General features: G+C 29.1%; 17 protein-coding genes. 1 reads left to right on the forward strand and 16 read right to left on the reverse strand.

The window, feature by feature from the left end; translation table 11 throughout:
- Window positions 1-199 precede the first annotated feature (199 nt).
- The 14 genes from LPC13_RS06675 to LPC13_RS06740 all read right to left on the reverse strand — a co-directional run bounded on the left by LPC13_RS06675 (window position 200) and on the right by LPC13_RS06740 (window position 13,894).
- A complete protein-coding gene (locus LPC13_RS06675; RefSeq protein ID WP_005213722.1) occupies window positions 200-1,126 on the reverse strand; it encodes a transketolase family protein in 927 nt (308 codons plus the stop codon).
- Window positions 1,127-1,138: 12 nt separating this feature from the next.
- Complete coding sequence (locus tag LPC13_RS06680; RefSeq protein WP_040419537.1) at window positions 1,139-1,951, reverse strand: transketolase; 813 nt, start codon at window positions 1,949-1,951, stop codon at window positions 1,139-1,141.
- A gap of 17 nt (window positions 1,952-1,968) precedes the next feature.
- Window positions 1,969-2,970, reverse strand: a complete 1,002-nt coding sequence (locus tag LPC13_RS06685) for a LacI family DNA-binding transcriptional regulator (RefSeq protein ID WP_005213720.1) — start codon at window positions 2,968-2,970, stop codon at window positions 1,969-1,971.
- Window positions 2,971-3,246: 276 nt separating this feature from the next.
- Window positions 3,247-4,152 (reverse strand): ribose ABC transporter substrate-binding protein RbsB, encoded by a 906-nt coding sequence (rbsB, locus tag LPC13_RS06690; protein ID WP_005213719.1) that lies wholly within the window; start codon window positions 4,150-4,152, stop codon window positions 3,247-3,249.
- A 23-nt stretch (window positions 4,153-4,175) separates the two neighbouring features.
- Window positions 4,176-5,114, reverse strand: a complete 939-nt coding sequence (locus tag LPC13_RS06695) for an ABC transporter permease (protein ID WP_040419535.1) — start codon at window positions 5,112-5,114, stop codon at window positions 4,176-4,178.
- A gap of 20 nt (window positions 5,115-5,134) precedes the next feature.
- Window positions 5,135-6,637, reverse strand: a complete 1,503-nt coding sequence (locus LPC13_RS06700) for a sugar ABC transporter ATP-binding protein (RefSeq protein ID WP_005213717.1) — start codon at window positions 6,635-6,637, stop codon at window positions 5,135-5,137.
- Between the two features lie 26 nt (window positions 6,638-6,663).
- The gene (gene rbsD, locus LPC13_RS06705) at window positions 6,664-7,059 is read right to left on the reverse strand and encodes a D-ribose pyranase (protein ID WP_005213716.1); all 396 of its coding nucleotides are present in this window, start codon (window positions 7,057-7,059) and stop codon (window positions 6,664-6,666) included.
- A gap of 2 nt (window positions 7,060-7,061) precedes the next feature.
- Complete coding sequence (rbsK, locus tag LPC13_RS06710; protein ID WP_234088710.1) at window positions 7,062-7,991, reverse strand: ribokinase; 930 nt, start codon at window positions 7,989-7,991, stop codon at window positions 7,062-7,064.
- A gap of 214 nt (window positions 7,992-8,205) precedes the next feature.
- A complete protein-coding gene (locus LPC13_RS06715) occupies window positions 8,206-8,730 on the reverse strand; it encodes a DUF308 domain-containing protein (RefSeq protein ID WP_040419533.1) in 525 nt (174 codons plus the stop codon).
- A 160-nt stretch (window positions 8,731-8,890) separates the two neighbouring features.
- Entirely contained in the window at window positions 8,891-10,165 is a 1,275-nt protein-coding gene (locus LPC13_RS06720; RefSeq protein ID WP_005213712.1) for an MFS transporter, read from the reverse strand.
- Window positions 10,155-10,955 (reverse strand): ABC transporter ATP-binding protein, encoded by an 801-nt coding sequence (locus LPC13_RS06725; protein WP_005213711.1) that lies wholly within the window; start codon window positions 10,953-10,955, stop codon window positions 10,155-10,157. The genes LPC13_RS06720 and LPC13_RS06725 overlap by 11 nt, the downstream gene beginning before the upstream one ends.
- Before the next feature lie 2 nt (window positions 10,956-10,957).
- Window positions 10,958-11,965, reverse strand: a complete 1,008-nt coding sequence (locus LPC13_RS06730; RefSeq protein ID WP_005213710.1) for a FecCD family ABC transporter permease — start codon at window positions 11,963-11,965, stop codon at window positions 10,958-10,960.
- The gene (locus LPC13_RS06735; protein ID WP_005213709.1) at window positions 11,965-12,957 is read right to left on the reverse strand and encodes a FecCD family ABC transporter permease; all 993 of its coding nucleotides are present in this window, start codon (window positions 12,955-12,957) and stop codon (window positions 11,965-11,967) included. Before LPC13_RS06735 ends, LPC13_RS06730 begins: the two co-directional genes overlap by 1 nt.
- A complete protein-coding gene (locus LPC13_RS06740; RefSeq protein WP_005213708.1) occupies window positions 12,944-13,894 on the reverse strand; it encodes an iron-hydroxamate ABC transporter substrate-binding protein in 951 nt (316 codons plus the stop codon). Before LPC13_RS06740 ends, LPC13_RS06735 begins: the two co-directional genes overlap by 14 nt.
- Window positions 13,895-14,270: 376 nt before the next feature.
- Here LPC13_RS06740 and LPC13_RS06745 point away from each other — a divergent pair, with 376 nt between their 5' ends.
- Window positions 14,271-15,275 (forward strand): helix-turn-helix domain-containing protein, encoded by a 1,005-nt coding sequence (locus LPC13_RS06745; RefSeq protein WP_005213707.1) that lies wholly within the window; start codon window positions 14,271-14,273, stop codon window positions 15,273-15,275.
- 266 nt (window positions 15,276-15,541) lie between these two features.
- Here LPC13_RS06745 and LPC13_RS06750 read toward each other — a convergent pair whose 3' ends face one another.
- Together LPC13_RS06750 and LPC13_RS06755 are read right to left on the reverse strand one after the other, a co-directional pair.
- Window positions 15,542-15,979: a MarR family winged helix-turn-helix transcriptional regulator gene (locus tag LPC13_RS06750; RefSeq protein WP_005213706.1), complete on the reverse strand. Its 438-nt coding sequence runs from the start codon at window positions 15,977-15,979 to the stop codon at window positions 15,542-15,544.
- A gap of 159 nt (window positions 15,980-16,138) precedes the next feature.
- Window positions 16,139-17,503, reverse strand: a complete 1,365-nt coding sequence (locus LPC13_RS06755; protein ID WP_195244927.1) for an MATE family efflux transporter — start codon at window positions 17,501-17,503, stop codon at window positions 16,139-16,141.
- Between the last annotated feature and the right edge of the window lie 129 nt (window positions 17,504-17,632).

Here is a 17,632-nt window from a genome sequence, read left to right on the forward strand (position 1 = left end):
GCTAGTGGTTCCCACTACCAAGCCCACAACGGACTTTCACCGTCAAGTTGTTGCCCATGCTGGGCACACACAAAAAAAAGCCATGTAGTCATATATCCCACATGGCTTCAAATAAATTATGATTTCACTTAATTTATCATTACCAGAGATACAATCCTACGCTAATAGACTTGTATCTGCTTTTTAATAAATTAATTATCTAGCATAATATACTTCTTACTTCTTCAATAATTTTTTCAGCTGTCAATCCATACTTATTCATTAATTCATTAGGAGTTCCAGATTCACCAAAGGTATCTTGAATACCTACCATTTTAACTTTAGTTGGATACTCACTACATACAACTTGCGAAACAATAGCACCAAGCCCACCAATTATAGAATGTTCTTCTGCAGTTACTATTCCCTTAGTTTCCTTTGCTGCCTTTATTATTATTTCTCTATCTATTGGCTTAATTGTTGACATATTAATAACTCTTACATTAATACCTTCTGCCTCTAAAGCTTTTGAGGCTTCTATAGCCTTTTGAACCATCATACCAGTTGCAATTACTGTTACATCATTACCAGCTCTAAGTTCTGTTCCTTTTCCTATTTCAAAGTTATAATCATCACCAAATATATCTTCAGTATTGCATCTTCCAAATCTTAAATAGACTGGACCATATATTTCTGCAGCTGCCTTTGTAGCTTGCATTGCTTCTCTATGATCTGCTGGCACTATAACAGTCATATTAGGAAGCGAATTCATTAAAGCTATATCTTCAATAGATTGATGTGAACCACCATCCTCACCTACTGTTATACCTGCATGAGTTGCTGCTATTTTAACATTAACTTTAGGATAACATATTGAATTTCTTATTATTTCAAAGGCTCTTCCAGTTGCAAAAACTGCAAATGTACTTGCAAAAGGTACACATCCTACATTAGCTAATCCTGCTGCCATTCCCATTAAGTTTTGTTCAGCTATTCCAACATTAAAAAATCTATTACTAAACTCTTTCTTAAAATCTGCTGTTTTTGTTGATTTAGAAAGATCCGCATCTAACACTACAACATTTTTATTCTCTTTTCCTAATTCAACTAGTGCCATTCCATATGATTCTCTTGTTGCTTTTCCCATCTTTAGATCCTCCTAATTATTTATATCAATTAACGCTTTTTCAGTTTGTTCCTTATTAGGTGCTTGTCCATGCCAACCTGCTTCATTTTCCATAAATGAAACACCCTTACCTTTTATAGTCTGCGCAATTATTATACTTGGCTTTCCTTCTATTCTATCTGTTATATTCATAGCTTCATGTATTTCATCAAAATCATGACCATTACAAGTAACTACATTAAATCCAAAGCTTTTAAACTTTTCATCTAATGGACTTACTCCCATTACATCCTCATTATTACCATCAATTTGTAATCCATTATTATCTATAATAACTACTAAATTATCTAGTTTATAATGAGATGCTGCCATTGTAGCTTCCCATACTAATCCTTCCTGTAGTTCTCCATCACCTAAAACTGTATATACCTTCGCTGTACTTTTCTTATACTTAAGCCCTAATGCCATACCTACAGCATTTGATACACCTTGTCCTAATGATCCTGTAGATACATCAACTCCTGGTATCTTTTTAGCATCTGGATGTCCTTGAAGCATTGCTCCAAGTTTTCTTAAGTTTTTTAATTCTTCTTTATCGAAAAATCCTTTTTCAGCCAGTACTGAATAAAGTGCTGGAGCTGCATGTCCCTTACTTAATACAAATCTATCTCTATTTTCATCTTTTGGATTATTTACATCAACATTCATCTTTTCATAATAAAGATATGTAAGTATATCTGCACAAGATAATGATCCCCCTGGATGACCAGACTTTGATTCATATAACATTTCTATAATATTTGTTCTAATATCTTTTGATTTAGAAATTAACATTTCCTTATTCATTTTATCCACCAACCAATCTATCTTATTGTCTTTCTCTCTACTAAATACGGACTCAAATTTATTATATGTTTTGATTTATTTTTCTTATTTATTTCATTCATCAATAACTTACAAGATTCTTCTCCCATCTTGTATATAGGTTGAGCTATTGTAGTTAATTCAGGCTCAATAAAAGAACAAATCCCTATATTATCATATCCTAGTATTCCTATATCATTAGGTATAGAGTACCCTTTTCTAAGCAAACATTTCATGCCTCCAATTGCCATAACATCACTGCTGTAGAATATTGCATCAATTAATTTATTTTTCTTTATTAAATTTTCTGTTGCTCTTATTCCACCTTCTAATGAAAATTCCTCTTCTAATATAAGTTCTTCATCAAATATTTTATACTCTTTCGCTGTTTCACAAAAATATTCTAATCTCGAATTAGCTAATACTCCTTTATTATTTCCTCCAACAAAAGCTATATTTTTATATCCTTTTTTAATTAAATACTCTATTCCAAGTTTTATTCCACTTTTGTTATCACAAAATACTCCATTAATATTTTCTTGCTCATCAATATGCCTATCTAATATAACAAAGGGAATTTCATTACTCTTTAATAATTCTGTAGAATTATTTTTTTCCCCACTTGATGCAATTACTACCCCATCTATAAGCTTGCTTATAAGTAGCCTTACATATTCCTCTTCCTTACTTCCATTATTAAAAGTGTTACAAAGAATCATACTATATCCATACTTTTCTGCTTCAGATTCAATAGCCTTTGCCATTTCTGAAAAGAATGGATTTTCTATATCTGGAATTATAAAACCAATAGTGTAAGTCTTCTTAGTACTAAGACTTCTTGCCAAAGAATTGGGTATATAATTCAATCTTTTTGCGGCCTCTAATATTTTATTTCTAGTTTCTTCAGATACATTTATATCTTTTTTATTTAATACCATAGATACTGTTGTTTTTGATAAATTTACTTCTTTTGCAATATCTAATAGTGTTGTTTTGCTCATAATCTACACCTCATAAACTAATGCCCTAAATCATAAATTTAGTTTTAGTAGGCTATAAAGCTTAATAACTTTATTTCCCCTAAGCTATATATTACACCATTTTAATAAATTGCGAAGCAATTTATTTAGGTAAGGGTCTAGAGTTAGCGAAAGGTTAAGAGTAAAGAAATAAAAGTGAAAAATTAATGTTTAAACCTCTTAATAATTTTCTAAAATCTATTTTTTAAATTCAGCATGGCTGAATTTATTCATTCCCTCTTCACTCCTAACTTTTACTTATTGACTTACAATTTTTAAGTCGGCTGCAATCTCCTTATCAACCTTTTCACCATTATATATTTTTTCTGCAAGTTGAACTCCTAATGCTCCAATTAGATCTGGTTGTTGAGCTACTGTTGCTGTCATTTCTCCCTTTTCTATTGCATCTAAAGCATCATCTCCACCATCAAAACCTATAATAATTGCATTTATATTACTAGCTTTAATAGCTTTTGCTGCTCCTAGTGCCATTTCATCATTATGAGCAAATACTACCTGTATATCCTTATTACCTTGTATTACATTTTCCATAACTGAAAGTCCTTTTTGTCTATCAAAATCAGCTGCTTGACTAGATACAAAACTTACATTTGAATTATAATCTAAAATGCTGTGGAAACCCGCTCCTCTATCTCTTGTAGCTGAAGCTCCAGGAATACCTTGCAGCTCAACTACATTTATCTTTTCTGAATCTCCTAATTGTTCTAATGCAAATTCAGCTGCCATAGCTCCGCCTTTAACATTGTCGGAAGCTATATGACTTGTTACTTCTCCACCATTTGCTTGTCTATCTAGAGTTATTACTGGAATATTACTTTCATTTGCAACTTCTACAGCCTTAACAACAGCATCACTATCTGTTGGATTTATTAGTAATGCTACAACACCTAGTTGTATCAAATCTTCTACATTTGATCTTTCTTTTACAGGATCATCTTGTGAATCTAATACTATTAGTTCATATCCTAATTTTTTAGCTTCCTCCTCTGCTCCATTTTTCATAGTTACAAAGAAGGGATTATTTAAAGTTGATAATACTATACCTATCTTTTTACTATCTTCATTTTTTGAGCATCCCATAAATGAACCCATTGCCATAATAGTTACTAACCCTAATGCCAATATTCTTTTTAAACTTTTCATGGTATATCCTCCCTTATTTGTAATTATGCTTTTTTTCTGCTTTTCTTATCTAATAATACAGCTATTAATATAACTAACCCTTTTACTATTGATTGATAGAATGGTGATACATTCATTAAATTTAATCCATTATTTAATACACCTATAATAAGTGCACCAATTATAGTTCCTGTAATTCTACCTTCTCCTCCAGCTAATGATGTTCCTCCAATAACAACTGCTGCTATTGCATCTAATTCAAAGCCTGTACCTGCATTTGGTGAAGCTGAACCTATTCTACTTGCTATGATAACCCCTGCAATTGATGATGCAAAACCTGAAATAACATATACAAGTGTCTTTACTTTAGTTGTATTTATACCTGATAATCTTGCTGAATCTTCATTTCCACCTAAAGCATATAAATATCTACCAAATCTTGTTTGTGATAAAACATATATAGCTATTATTAAAACGATTACAGTAATAATGACTGGAATTGGCATAAATCCTATTTTTCCGTTTCCTATGTTTACGAACTTTTCTGGTAATTTAGATATCGGAGTTCCATTTGTAAATACTAATGTTGCACCCCTAAATATTGTCATAGTTGCAAGTGTTGCTATAAATGCTTGTAACTTTCCTTTTGCTATTAGTAACCCATTAATTAATCCTATTACTATTCCAACTGCTCCTGCTGCTAAAACTGCTAAAAGTACATTGTTCGTTGATTTAATTATAGATGCTGCTAATGCTCCACTTATAGCTACTGTTGAACCTACTGATAAATCTATTCCTCCTGTTAAGATAACAAAAGTCATACCTACAGCAATTATTGCATTAGTAGAAACTTGAGTAAAAACATTGGTTATATTTGATAAAGTCATAAAAGCTGGTGATACAAAAGTTATTACTGCACATAATATTACTAACCCTATAAGAGATTTGTATTTATCTAAGTTTTCTTTAAATTTACCGTTCATATTAAATTCCTCCCTAACCATTAATTCATTCCAACTGCTAATTTCATAATACTTTCTTGTGATGCTTCACTTCTACTTAGCTCGCCAGATATTTTCCCTTCACTCATTACCATAATTCTATCACTAATTCCTAAAACCTCTGGTAAATCTGATGATATCATTATTATCGCTTTACCTTGAGCTTTAAGTTCATTTAATAATTCATATATTTCTTTTTTAGCACCTACATCTATCCCCCTAGTTGGCTCATCTATTATAAGAACTTCTGGTGATAACATTAACCATTTTGCTAAAATTACTTTTTGTTGATTTCCTCCGCTAAGGTTTTTTATTAATTGATCTCTATTTGGAGTCTTAATCTTCATTTTTTTTATGTAATAATCTACATCTTCTTTTGCCTTATTCTTATTTATTACTTTAAAAGAGTTCTCGTACTTTTTAAGGTTTGACAGTATCATATTTTCTGCCACTGATAAACTAAGAACGCAGCCTTCCTTTTTTCTATCTTCTGATAAATAACAAATTCCATAATCTATGGCTTCCTGAACACTCTTAATATTTACTTCTTTACCATTTAATTTAATCGTTCCTGAATCCTTTTTGTATTCTCCAAATATAGTTTTTGCAAGTTCTGTTCTTCCTGAACCCATAAGACCTGCAACCCCTAATATTTCTCCTTCTTTTACATTAAAGTTCGCATTATTAACTCCAGCTTTTGAAGTTAAATTTGAAACCTCCAGTATTTTACTTCCCTTTTTAGTTTCTCTATATGGAAATTGATCTTCTATAGTTCTTCCAACCATCATTGCAATTAACTTATCATTATCAATATCCTTAATTAATGCATTTCCTGCATACTTACCATCCCTTAAAACTTCTACTCTATCACATATTGCAAATATTTCTTCCATTCTGTGGGATATATAAATAATTGCTATACCCTTTCTCTTTAAATTATCTATAACTTTAAATAAATTTTTTGTTTCTACTTCTGTTAATGCAGTAGTAGGCTCATCCATTATTATTACCCTTGCATTTTTAGTTAAAGCTTTTGCTATTTCAATCATTTGTTTTTCACCAACATTAATGCTACCTACTAGCCTATTTGGATCTATATTACATCCTATTTGTTCTAGAAAAAGCTTGCTTCTCTCAACTAATAATTTCTTATTAATCTTTCCAGTAAATTTATTAAACTTTTCATTTCCTAAAAATATATTTTCAGCCACTGTTAAATTATTAATAACACTCATTTCTTGATGTATTATTGTTACACCATACTCCTCTGCTGATTTTATCCCCTTTATTTTAGCTTCTTCACCATCAATAAATATCTTCCCCTCATCTTTTTGGTAAACCCCACTTAATATTTTCATTAATGTTGATTTACCTGCTCCATTTTCACCCATTAGTGCTGTAACTTCACCACCGTAAGCTTCAATATGAACATTATCTAACGCTTTAACACCTGGGAATATTTTAGATACTCCCTCCATTTTTAACATTGGTATTTTTTTACTCATTCTAAATACCTCCCTTTACCTAATAACTAAAATACAACTCCTGATTTTAAAATTATATTTGCATATGGTGTTTGTTCACCAGTTCTAACTACAGCTTTACATTCCTTTAAATTATTCTTTAATTCTTCATGAGATATAAATGTTATTTTTACATCACCTATAAGTTTTTTTATTTCCTCAAATGTTTCTGGATTTATCTCTTTAGTTTCATTTGCTATAAGTACTTCTTCAATTTCTAATTCCATTAAGGTTACTTTCAGTGTTTCTAAAAATGTTGGTACTCCTGCAATTAAGGCTAAATCTATTCTTTCAGTTTCATTTGGTATAGGTAATCCACAATCTCCTATAGCTAACTTATCTGTATGTCCCATCTTTGAAATTACTGTACTTAAATTACTATTTAATAATGATGTCTTTCTCATAACTAATCCTCCGCATAAATCTCTTCTATTTCCTTTAAATATGGAATTGATGGCTGTGCACCTTTTCTTTGAACTGATATTGATGATACTTTATTTCCAAAGTTTACAGCCTTTATTAAACTTTCTTTATTTATATTTTTAAAATCTAACTTAGAGCTTAACCCCCCAATAAAGCTATCACCAGCTGCTGTTGTATCTATTGCATTAACCTTATATGCTGGTACTAATTCACAAAAATCTTTTCCTATTACAGCTGCTCCTTTAGAACCTAAAGTTATTATTACAAAGTTAACTCCCTTTTCCAAAAATGCTTGTCCAGCTTTATTTGCATCTTCTAAAGTTTCAACTTTTATTCCTGTTAATACCTCTGCCTCTGTTTCATTTGGCACTATAATATCTGTTACTTTCAAAAGTTCTTCATTTATTTTCTTTGCAGGAGCTGGATTTAATATTGTTATCTTTCCAAGCTCCTTTGCTTTTAAAAATGCTTTTAAAGTCATTTCTTCAGATGTTTCAAATTGAGATATCAATATATCATATTCTTTAATCTTTTCTACTGAAGCTTCAATTTCATATTCATCTATTGTCATATTTGAACCTGCTACAACTATTATTGAATTATTGCCATTTTCATTAACCATAATAATTGCCATTCCCGTTGCTTCTCTTTTATCCTCAAAAACATATTTTACATCTATATTATCTTCTATTAATTTATCTTTAAGAATTTGTCCATTTTCATCTTTTCCTATTTTAGCTATCATGGCTACTTCTGCACCACATCTTTTAGCTGCAACTGCTTGATTTGCACCTTTTCCTCCAGCTATCTTTTCAAATGATTTTGATAGAATAGTTTCTCCTACTCTTGGTATATCATTAACCTTTACAACTAAGTCCATATTCATACTTCCAAGTACACATACCTTATTCATAAATTCATCACCTCTATATTTATAACTCTATTTACCTACTGAATCGGTTTACTAAATCGGTTAACTTTATAATACACCTTATGTAAACGTTTTGCAATAGTTTTGAAAAATTTATTTTATTCTTTTTAAATTCTTAAATATCATTTCTTATTTAAACAAAAAAGATATTTTCAAGCTGATATAACTCACTCAAAAATATCTTTTATTTAATAATCTAATCTATAAGCTCTTCTTTTCCATTATGAATACTTATTAATTCAAATATTCCTTCAAAAATAAGTTCAAATCCTAATATTAATATATGCTCTGTAACCTTTCCTAATGGATCAAAAATTAATAAAATTGATAATGTGAATTCTATTATTGCTTTTATTAATGATAAAAATCCATTTTTCCCTTTATAAAAATAATATAATGCTTCATTTAAATAATTTGCTGATTTATTTAAACCAGATAACCCCCAAAATATACAAACTACAACTAAAGCATTATCTAGTTGAAGTAACATAGCAATAGCAACTGCTATTATTACAATTGATCTCTCTAATTTTTTCTTCTCTAAACTTGCATAATCCTTTTCCTTAATGCCTTCAACCATCTTTATTGTTCCCTTTATTAAAAGCACTATCGCACATATACTAGGCAACCATACATATATTTCTTGATGATAGATAGTACAAATAACACCATTTATAATTATTAATATTGTTGATATATAATCCCATATTTTATTATTCATATTATTTCCACCTTTCAAATTCATGTATAATCATTAGTTTACACAAGTTTACCAAAATTTATTGTTTTTTTATATAAATATATAGTAAGTTTTTTATAAAAAAACCATGTAGGCATATACCCACATGGTTTTAAAATAATTTCAATAAAATGTTAAACTATTAACCATTTTGTATTTCTCTTACATTCCACTTAATAAATAACATAAGTCCAATATTAAATATAGCAGTTACTATAAGTATTATTCCGATTGGTATTCCCATATCAATAACCTGTCCAAACAACAATTGACCTGGTGCCACACTTACAGTTGCTACTGCTGTTGAAAATGCTGATACACGACCTAACATTTCACTTGGTACTTGTTTTTGTATGAATGTTAATGTTAATATATTCGATAATGCTAAAGATAGCATTATTGCTAAACCTCCAAAGGCAAAAAGCCCTGCTAACGCATAATTATTTAACTTTATAAACCCTAGCGTAGACATTAAGATAACTCCTGCTATCATAGGAAAATATGTATAATGAACTTTTTTCATTGAAAACATATTAGGTTTTATACTTATCACAAATCCGCCTAATATCATTCCTAAAACACATATACCTTCTACTATTCCATAAATCTCTGATGAAAGTCCTAAAAATATATTTATAAAGTATGGTGCAACTATTGATAATATTGGTACTAAGAAAATATTACAAAATGCATAAGAAGCTATAATTCCAAGCACAACTTTCTTTTCCCTTTTTAAATAAATAAAGCTATCTTTCATATCTAAAAATGATTTTTTAATAAAGCTTATTGACAGTAATTTTTCTTTTTCATTATCAATAGCTATTTCATTATTGTTAATATCCTTACTTTTCACTACATCAGGAATATCTAAGAACATTTCCATTATTGCAGAAATTAAAAAGCTTACTGCATTTATTATTACTATTATTTTTATTCCTAATATTCCATAAAGAAGACCTGCCAGTATGGGACCTACAAAATTAACAATTGATCCTACTTGATTTATTATTCCATTTGCAGAAGTAAGCTTATCCTCACTTACTATTTGTGGAATTGAGGATGTTACTGCTGGTCCATATAATGTAGCACATATAGACAATATAAACATAACAGTTCCAACTATTAATGCACTATCATTTCCTTTAAGTAACACAAAAGCATATGCTCCAATTAGTAGTGAACAAAATAAATCTAAATAAACCATTATTTTTTTTCTATTTATATTATCAGAAAGTCTACCTGCAATTGGTGCAAATAAAATATACGGTATTGTTGATATTGCTAATATGTTAGCAAAGGTAGCAGTACTCCCTGTAAATTCTAATAAATATAGAGACATACTAAATCTTTGAATTGCATTTCCAAAAAGAGAAATAATCTGTCCTATAACTATTATTATAAAGTTTTTATTTTTCATCTGTCCCCCTAAATAAGTCATATTCCATACATATTGGATATTGTCCATCTTCACTTATTGTAAGGTTCGCATCTATTCCATATATAGTATTTAAATTTTCTTTATTAATTACATCCAATGGTCTTCCTTGACAAATAATCTTTCCCTTTTTAAGCCCAATAATATTATCTGCAAATCTACAAGCATTGTTAAGTTCATGAAGAACTATAACTACTGTAATATTTTTTTCTTTATTAAGCTTTTGAAGTACCTCTAACACTTCTAATTGGTAAGACATATCTAAATAAGTTGTTGGTTCATCAAGCATTATTATTTCAGTTTCTTGAGCTAATGTCATAGCAATCCAAGCTCTTTGTCTTTGCCCACCTGATAAGTTTTCAACTCCTCTATCAGCAAATTCACTAAGTCCTGTTTCTTCTATTGCCCAATCAATAAGTTCCTTATCATGACTAGTAAGACCACCAATCATTTTTTGATGAGGAAATCTACCAAAAGCAACAAGTTCTCTTACTGTAAGCCCATCTGGACAAACTGGTCCTTGTGGTAAAAATGCAACTTCTTTTGCTATATTTTTTTCTTTTACTTTTTTTATATTTTTATTATTAATGAAGATATCACCGCTTTTAGGCTTATTAATTCTCGCTATAGTTTTAAGTAAAGTTGATTTACCACATCCATTTGCTCCAATTATTATGCTTATTTTCCCTTTTGGTATAGATAAACTCATATCTTCAATTATAGTATTATTTTCATATGCCACACTTAAGTTCTTTACACTAATAGCTTCCATAATTATTTCTCCTTCATCATTAAATAAATAAAATATGGTACTCCAAATATTGATACTGTTATTCCTACTGGAATCTCAATTGGAGAGAATAAGTTTCTTGAAACTGCATCTGCAAGAATAACTATAATAATACTTATCATTGCTGAAACTGTAATAAATTTCTTGTGATAAGGACCAACTAACTTTCTTGCAATATGAGGAGATATAAGTCCTAAAAATCCTATATTACCTGCAAAAGCTGTTGCTGTTCCCGCTAAAATAACTGCAAAAGTTAAGAACTTTTTTCTTTCCTTTTCTAAATTTAAGCCTAATGATATTGCTAACTCATCTGAAAGATTTAAAACATCTAGTTTTTTATGATTTAATAAAACTACCATAAACATTACTGCTACTATTGGAATTATTACCTTTGCATAGCTCCATCCTGATCCCCAAAGACTTCCTGATGTCCAAACTAATACTCTATTGTAGTCTCCAACACCACCTCTAAAGGTAAAGAATGTTATAAATGCATTAAGTCCTGCATTTAATCCAATTCCAATTAACAAAAGTCTTTTAGGCTTTATTCCTTTTCTACTAGACATCATATATATTATAAATGCCGTAACTGCAGCCCCTATTATAGCCATGGCAGGTAATACAAATATTGATAATTGCCCTAGTTCACTATAGTATGCTCCAGTTGAATATGTAATAAATAATACTGCTGCTACAGCTGCCCCAGCATTTATACCTATTATTCCTGTATCTGCTAAATCATTTTTAGTTACAGTTTGAAGAATTGCTCCTGCTGTTGATAATGCAATTGCCACAAAGATACCAACTAACATTCTTGGAAGTCTAATAGTTAATATTGCTGTATTTTGAAGTTTAGTCCCATTTCCCAAAAGAGTATTAATAACTTCTAAAGGTGAAACTTTATATGTACCCCAACATAATGTAACCATAAAAGAGACTACTAATAAAATAATTAAAACTGCTATAACTAGTTTAAATTTTTTCTTATTCATTATCCTCTCTCCTTTCTAGCTACTGATATAAAGAATGGTATTCCTATTAATGCCGTAAACACTCCAATTGGTGTTTCATAAGGATTAAATATCATCCTTGCTGCAATATCTGCAAATGTTAAAAGAACTGCTCCAAGTAAAAATGAACATGGAATATTTCTTCTATAATCTTCTCCTAATAATTTTCTAACTATTTGAGGCACTATAAGCCCTACAAAAGCTATATTTTTACCAACTGCAACTGCTGCTGCACACATTGGTATCATAACCATAAGAGTAATAAATCTTATTTTTTCTGGATTTTCTCCAAGTCCAATTGCAACATCATCACCTAAATTTAATATATTTATCTTTGGTGATAAAAATATTGCTATAATAAGTCCTACAATTCCTACTATAAAGATTAATTTAAAATCTGCCCAACTTGCATTTCTAAAACCTCCAGACACCCAGAATCCTATCATTTGAGACTGATTTGATAAAAGGCCAATTACCGTAGTTAAAGAAATAAAAAATGTACTCATAGCTGTTCCTGCTAAAAGTATCTTTGCAATTGAGTTATTATTTGCTTTTTTTGATATAAATCCTAAAACTATTATTCCAGTTATTAATGCTCCTATAAAAGTAGCTATCATTACATTTTTAGTAGTTATTCCTATTCCTGCTGCATAAAAAATAGCTATTACTAAAGTTGCTCCTTGGCTTATACCTAATATAGATGGTTCAGCTATTGGATTTCTAGTAACACCTTGAATCATTGCACCTGTTACTCCTAATACTCCACCTGTAAATAATACAGCAAGAGCTCTTGGAATACGTACATCTCTAACTAACATAAGTTCTAAAGTTTCACTATAGTTAAAAATACTATCCCAAATATCCGAAAATGTAATATGGACTGACCCTAGCCTAATGGCTAAAGTCAATCCTCCTGCTAAGAGTAACAAACTACAAATTATAAATATTATTGTACGTTTATTACTTTGTTTCATTTAACATTTCACCTATTTCATCTACTAATATTTCTCTTCCGATTGGGCTATATCCTTGGTTAAAGTATGGTGATGATTCTAATATTACTACATTACCCTCTTTAACTGCAGGCAAGTTATTCCAAATACTATTTGCTTCTAATTGAGCTAAATCTTCATCTGTTGCTATTGCAAATATATAATCTGCTTTAATTGCTGCTAATCCTTCATAAGTTACAACTGGTAAACTAATATCAGTTTGTTCCGGCATTCCTTCTGGCTTAGCTAATCCCATATCGTTATATAATACATCACCAAATCCTGCACCATCAAAAATAAAGAATTGTCCACCACTTGCTAAGAATGAAAGATATGTTGTATCTTCACCGTATTCAGCTTTGATTTTATCTCCAGCTTCTTTCGCTTTAGCTTCATAATTAGCTATCCATTCATTAGCAACATCTTCTTTATCAAATACTTTTCCTAAAGCTCTAACGTCATCTTTCCAGTTTAAAGCTTCTAATTGAATCATAACTGTTGGAGCAATTTCACTTAATGCATCATACATTTTTTCTTGAACTGTTGATATAACTATTAAATCTGGATTTAAGTTCATAACAGCTTCTACATCCATAGTATCTTGCATGCTATATCCTAAAATCTCTGCACCTTTTAATGTTTCTTCTAAATATGAAGGGAATTTAGTATAGTCATAAGCATCACTATTTGCAGTCCCTACAACGTCATATCCTAAAATTGACAAAATATCACTATTTCCACTTAAATCTACTATTCTTTGAGGCTCTGCAGGTATTTCAACTTCTCCTCTTACATCTGTAACTGTTACAGTATTTTCAGCAGTTTTATCCTCATTTGTTGTACCATTGCTAGCACATCCAACAAACATCATAGCTGTCATACAAGCTGCCACTATTGTTTTTAACACTTTATTCTTCATTATGTACCTCCATAAATTTATTTATTAATTAACTTTTCTTTTTCTCGTTTGACTTGAGTTAATTGTATATGAGAGTCATTCTCATTTCAACTGTTGCAACTAATTTAATAATTTTATCATCTATAACAATAATTTAATCCTAATATTCTAATTAAAATTATTATACCCACACCTTTTATAAATAATTTCTTATTTTGATAAAAAAGGAGCATCTATTATTTAGATGCTCCTGTTACCTTAACTTTTTGAATTTCCTTTTACTTAAATTTAATTATAATATAAATATTCATAATATAAATGTTTATTTTTTCTTATAAATATTTATAATTATAATATATTTATTTAAATTTGATAGTTATGAACATTGAGGGATATTATGATTGCTAGAACAACAAAAGATTTTCAAAATGCAGTATTAAATAAAATGACTTTTAAACCATATAAAACTCCAAATTATACTGTATATAAAAATGAAGTTAAACCTGAATTAGGATATTTCATTAAGTATACGAGAGAAGGATATTATGATTTTGGAATAGGAGATTACACTATACCTACAGACTTTTCTATATCTTTTGAACACTCAGAAGAAATAATGAGATTTGGTACTGTCTATACCGGTGAAACATCTTTTGAAATTGAAGATAATCCCATTTCTTCTTTTAGTCCATCTTCATTTTTTGTAGTAGAAAAGACAATTCAAGGAAAACAATTTTGGAAAAAAGGTCAACATTTTCATGGTGCGGAAATAACTATTCATAAACGGTACTTTGATGAAATAATTAAACCAAACTTTCCTAACACTATAGATTTTAATAACTTTATTAGTAATTATACTTATAGATATCTTCCTCTAGAAATATCTAAAATTATTCAAGGATTACGAAGTATGTCTGAAGTTGATAAGCTTACTTCCTTATATTTAGAAAGTAAAATTTTAGAATCTATTGCCTTACTTTCTAATGAATTGAATTCTTCACCTGAAAATGTTTTTACTAATCAATTAAATTATGGTGAAATCAAAATAGGCAAAAATAGATATATTACATTAACTGCATCTGATGCACACGCAATACAAAAAGCTCATGATATATTAACAAAAGAAGCATGCAATCCACCTACTATTAAAGCCTTAAGTAAAATGGTATTTTTAAATGAGCAAAAATTAAAAGCAGGTTTTTCAGCAAAATATCATATGTCTATTAGTCAGTATACTAATTCAATTAGAATGACACTAGCAGAAAATCTATTATCTACAACAGAGTTAGGTATTGATGAAATATCTAAACAGCTTGGATATAATTATAGTGGCAATTTCATTAAAATGTTCAAAAAGACTCATGGGAAGACCCCTTTAGCTTTTAGAAAACTTAAAATTTAATTACATAGTATATATTATATGTCATGGAAATAATTTATCTTATATAATTTTCCATGACATATGCTTCTTTAATTATTGATTTTTCTATTGATATATTTATTTCATGTATTTTTCATTAACTTAATTTTTATTGACACATCTTATTTAATGTCTTTCTACTCTATTAATTTCACAATTAAGGCTTAGTATAATCAAAAAAATAGAAAGCTATTATGAATTTATAATTTTTATGCATAAAGCTTTCTCTTTCTAATATACTATCCATGTTATCTCATCTTAGGTATAGTATCCATTATTCTATTTATTATATATACAACTTTATCTGCATCTTCATCACTTATATCCTCTAGCTTATCTGCCCATAAAGTATGATAATCAGTAACATAATATTGATGATATTTCATTCCAAGTTCTGTTAACTTAACTAATATAACTCTCTTATCATCACTAATTGTATACTTTTCTACAACAGCTTTTTCCTCTAATTCATTTATTAATTTAGTTATACTTGGAGTTGTAACGTTTAATTTACTGCTTACATCACTTATTCTAACATCTGACTTTTCCTTTGATAATTGATATATAGAATCTATTACATGTATATGCCTCGGCTTAAAACCCTTTGGAAGCTCTTCCATAGTTTCAGTTATTTTTTTTGCAACAAAGCAGGAATCAATTAATTCTTTAAATTTATCTATATTCATATAAATATCTCCTTATATCTTAACTATCAAAAATCCTTTTATACTAATTATACAGTAAAACTTACTATAAGTAAGTGTCCAACTTTAAATTTCTTAAAACAAACTTTTTAAACAATTCAAAAGTATAAAATTTTCTTTATAAACTATTATTTAAATTCTCTAAGCCTCTTTTAATTCACTATTAGAAACATTTATAGATAAATTACTAAATTCAACTTTTATTAAAATAATAGATAAAATTAAAGCAATAAAATCACTTATTGGTTGAGCAACAAATATTCCATTTATATCAAATAATCTAGGTAATATAAATATAAATGGTATTAAAGCAACTACTTGTCTTATTAGTGTAATAATACTTGAAGCTGTAGGCTTTCCAATAGATTGAAAGAAAGTAGTAGCTAACATAACAAATCCAAGAACAGGTGTAATAATGAAATTCAACCTTAATGCTATAACTCCAATATCTAAAAGTTCACTTCCTCCACCAAAAGTATTTATTATTAAAGCAGGCATGCTCTCAACTATTACCCAAATTACAGTTGTAACTCCAACTGATAATAAAGAAGCTTTAATAAATGTTTCTTTAACTCTATTACCATAACCAGCACTATAATTAAATCCTATTATAGGTTGAATTCCTTGGCTTATTCCACTAGCAGGCATAATTACAAATGTCATTATACTTGAAATTACTGCATATACACTTATAGCTATATCACCACCATACTTTCCAAGTTGACTATTATACACTAAAGCTATAAAGCCCATTGCAATTTGAGCTATCCAAAATGCAAATCCACAAGATAACACTCTATTAGAAATACCTTTATTGATTTTAAATATATTTTTATTAACTTTAACAAGAGTTCTATTTGTAAATACAAGATATAATCCAAAAACCATTGATACTACTTGTCCTATAACCGTTGCTAAAGCAGCACCTTCAACTCCCCATCCTAAAGCAACTACAAAAATAGCATCTAGTATTATATTAGTAATCGCTCCAATACCTGTTACAGCCATACCTAAAATAGGATTGCCTGAAACTCTCACAAAATCACAAAGTACTAATGTTAAACCTTGAAAAACACATCCAAATGATACTATTAAATAGTATTTCAATGATAAATCATAAGTCGTTTCGGTTACTCCAAATATCTTTAAAAATGTATTTGAAAAAAATAATAATACCAAAGTTAATAAAACTTCAAAAATCACAGTCATAGTAAATGCATTCCCAAAAGATAAATTAGCACTTACTTCATCATTTTTTCCTCTAAATAGTGTAAATAATGTTGATCCACCCGCACTACACATTAAACCAAATGCTATCATTATAAATGAAAGTGGAAAACATATTGATAATGCTGCCAATGCTGTATTACCAACAAAATTCCCAACAAATATTCTATCAACTATATTATAAATAGCAGTTATTAATAATGATATTGATGCTGGTATTGAAAACTTTAAAATTAGTGGAAATAACTTTCCCTTTGAAAAATCTGCATGTTTCTCCATATAAACTTTTATTCCTTTATTCTTGTACTTACCAAAAGTAATTACTAATAGTAAGTATATTCTTATACATTATTTTTGTCAATAATATGAAAATACATCCCCTATAGTTAATAAGGAAATATACAGGAG

The organism is Clostridium celatum, assembly GCF_021412605.1.
Lineage (GTDB): Bacteria > Bacillota > Clostridia > Clostridiales > Clostridiaceae > Clostridium > Clostridium celatum.

Coding starts and splice junctions, on each gene's coding strand:
- LPC13_RS06675 (WP_005213722.1), bottom strand. CDS start 1,126: ATGGGAAAAGCAACAAGAGAATCATATGGAATGGCACTAGTTGAATTA.
- LPC13_RS06680 (WP_040419537.1), bottom strand. CDS start 1,951: ATGAATAAGGAAATGTTAATTTCTAAATCAAAAGATATTAGAACAAAT.
- LPC13_RS06685 (WP_005213720.1), bottom strand. CDS start 2,970: ATGAGCAAAACAACACTATTAGATATTGCAAAAGAAGTAAATTTATCA.
- rbsB (WP_005213719.1), bottom strand. CDS start 4,152: ATGAAAAGTTTAAAAAGAATATTGGCATTAGGGTTAGTAACTATTATG.
- LPC13_RS06695 (WP_040419535.1), bottom strand. CDS start 5,114: ATGAACGGTAAATTTAAAGAAAACTTAGATAAATACAAATCTCTTATA.
- LPC13_RS06700 (WP_005213717.1), bottom strand. CDS start 6,637: ATGAGTAAAAAAATACCAATGTTAAAAATGGAGGGAGTATCTAAAATA.
- rbsD (WP_005213716.1), bottom strand. CDS start 7,059: ATGAGAAAGACATCATTATTAAATAGTAATTTAAGTACAGTAATTTCA.
- rbsK (WP_234088710.1), bottom strand. CDS start 7,991: ATGAATAAGGTATGTGTACTTGGAAGTATGAATATGGACTTAGTTGTA.
- LPC13_RS06715 (WP_040419533.1), bottom strand. CDS start 8,730: ATGAATAATAAAATATGGGATTATATATCAACAATATTAATAATTATA.
- LPC13_RS06720 (WP_005213712.1), bottom strand. CDS start 10,165: ATGAAAAATAAAAACTTTATAATAATAGTTATAGGACAGATTATTTCT.
- LPC13_RS06725 (WP_005213711.1), bottom strand. CDS start 10,955: ATGGAAGCTATTAGTGTAAAGAACTTAAGTGTGGCATATGAAAATAAT.
- LPC13_RS06730 (WP_005213710.1), bottom strand. CDS start 11,965: ATGAATAAGAAAAAATTTAAACTAGTTATAGCAGTTTTAATTATTTTA.
- LPC13_RS06735 (WP_005213709.1), bottom strand. CDS start 12,957: ATGAAACAAAGTAATAAACGTACAATAATATTTATAATTTGTAGTTTG.
- LPC13_RS06740 (WP_005213708.1), bottom strand. CDS start 13,894: ATGAAGAATAAAGTGTTAAAAACAATAGTGGCAGCTTGTATGACAGCT.
- LPC13_RS06745 (WP_005213707.1), top strand. CDS start 14,271: ATGATTGCTAGAACAACAAAAGATTTTCAAAATGCAGTATTAAATAAA.
- LPC13_RS06750 (WP_005213706.1), bottom strand. CDS start 15,979: ATGAATATAGATAAATTTAAAGAATTAATTGATTCCTGCTTTGTTGCA.
- LPC13_RS06755 (WP_195244927.1), bottom strand. CDS start 17,503: ATGGAGAAACATGCAGATTTTTCAAAGGGAAAGTTATTTCCACTAATT.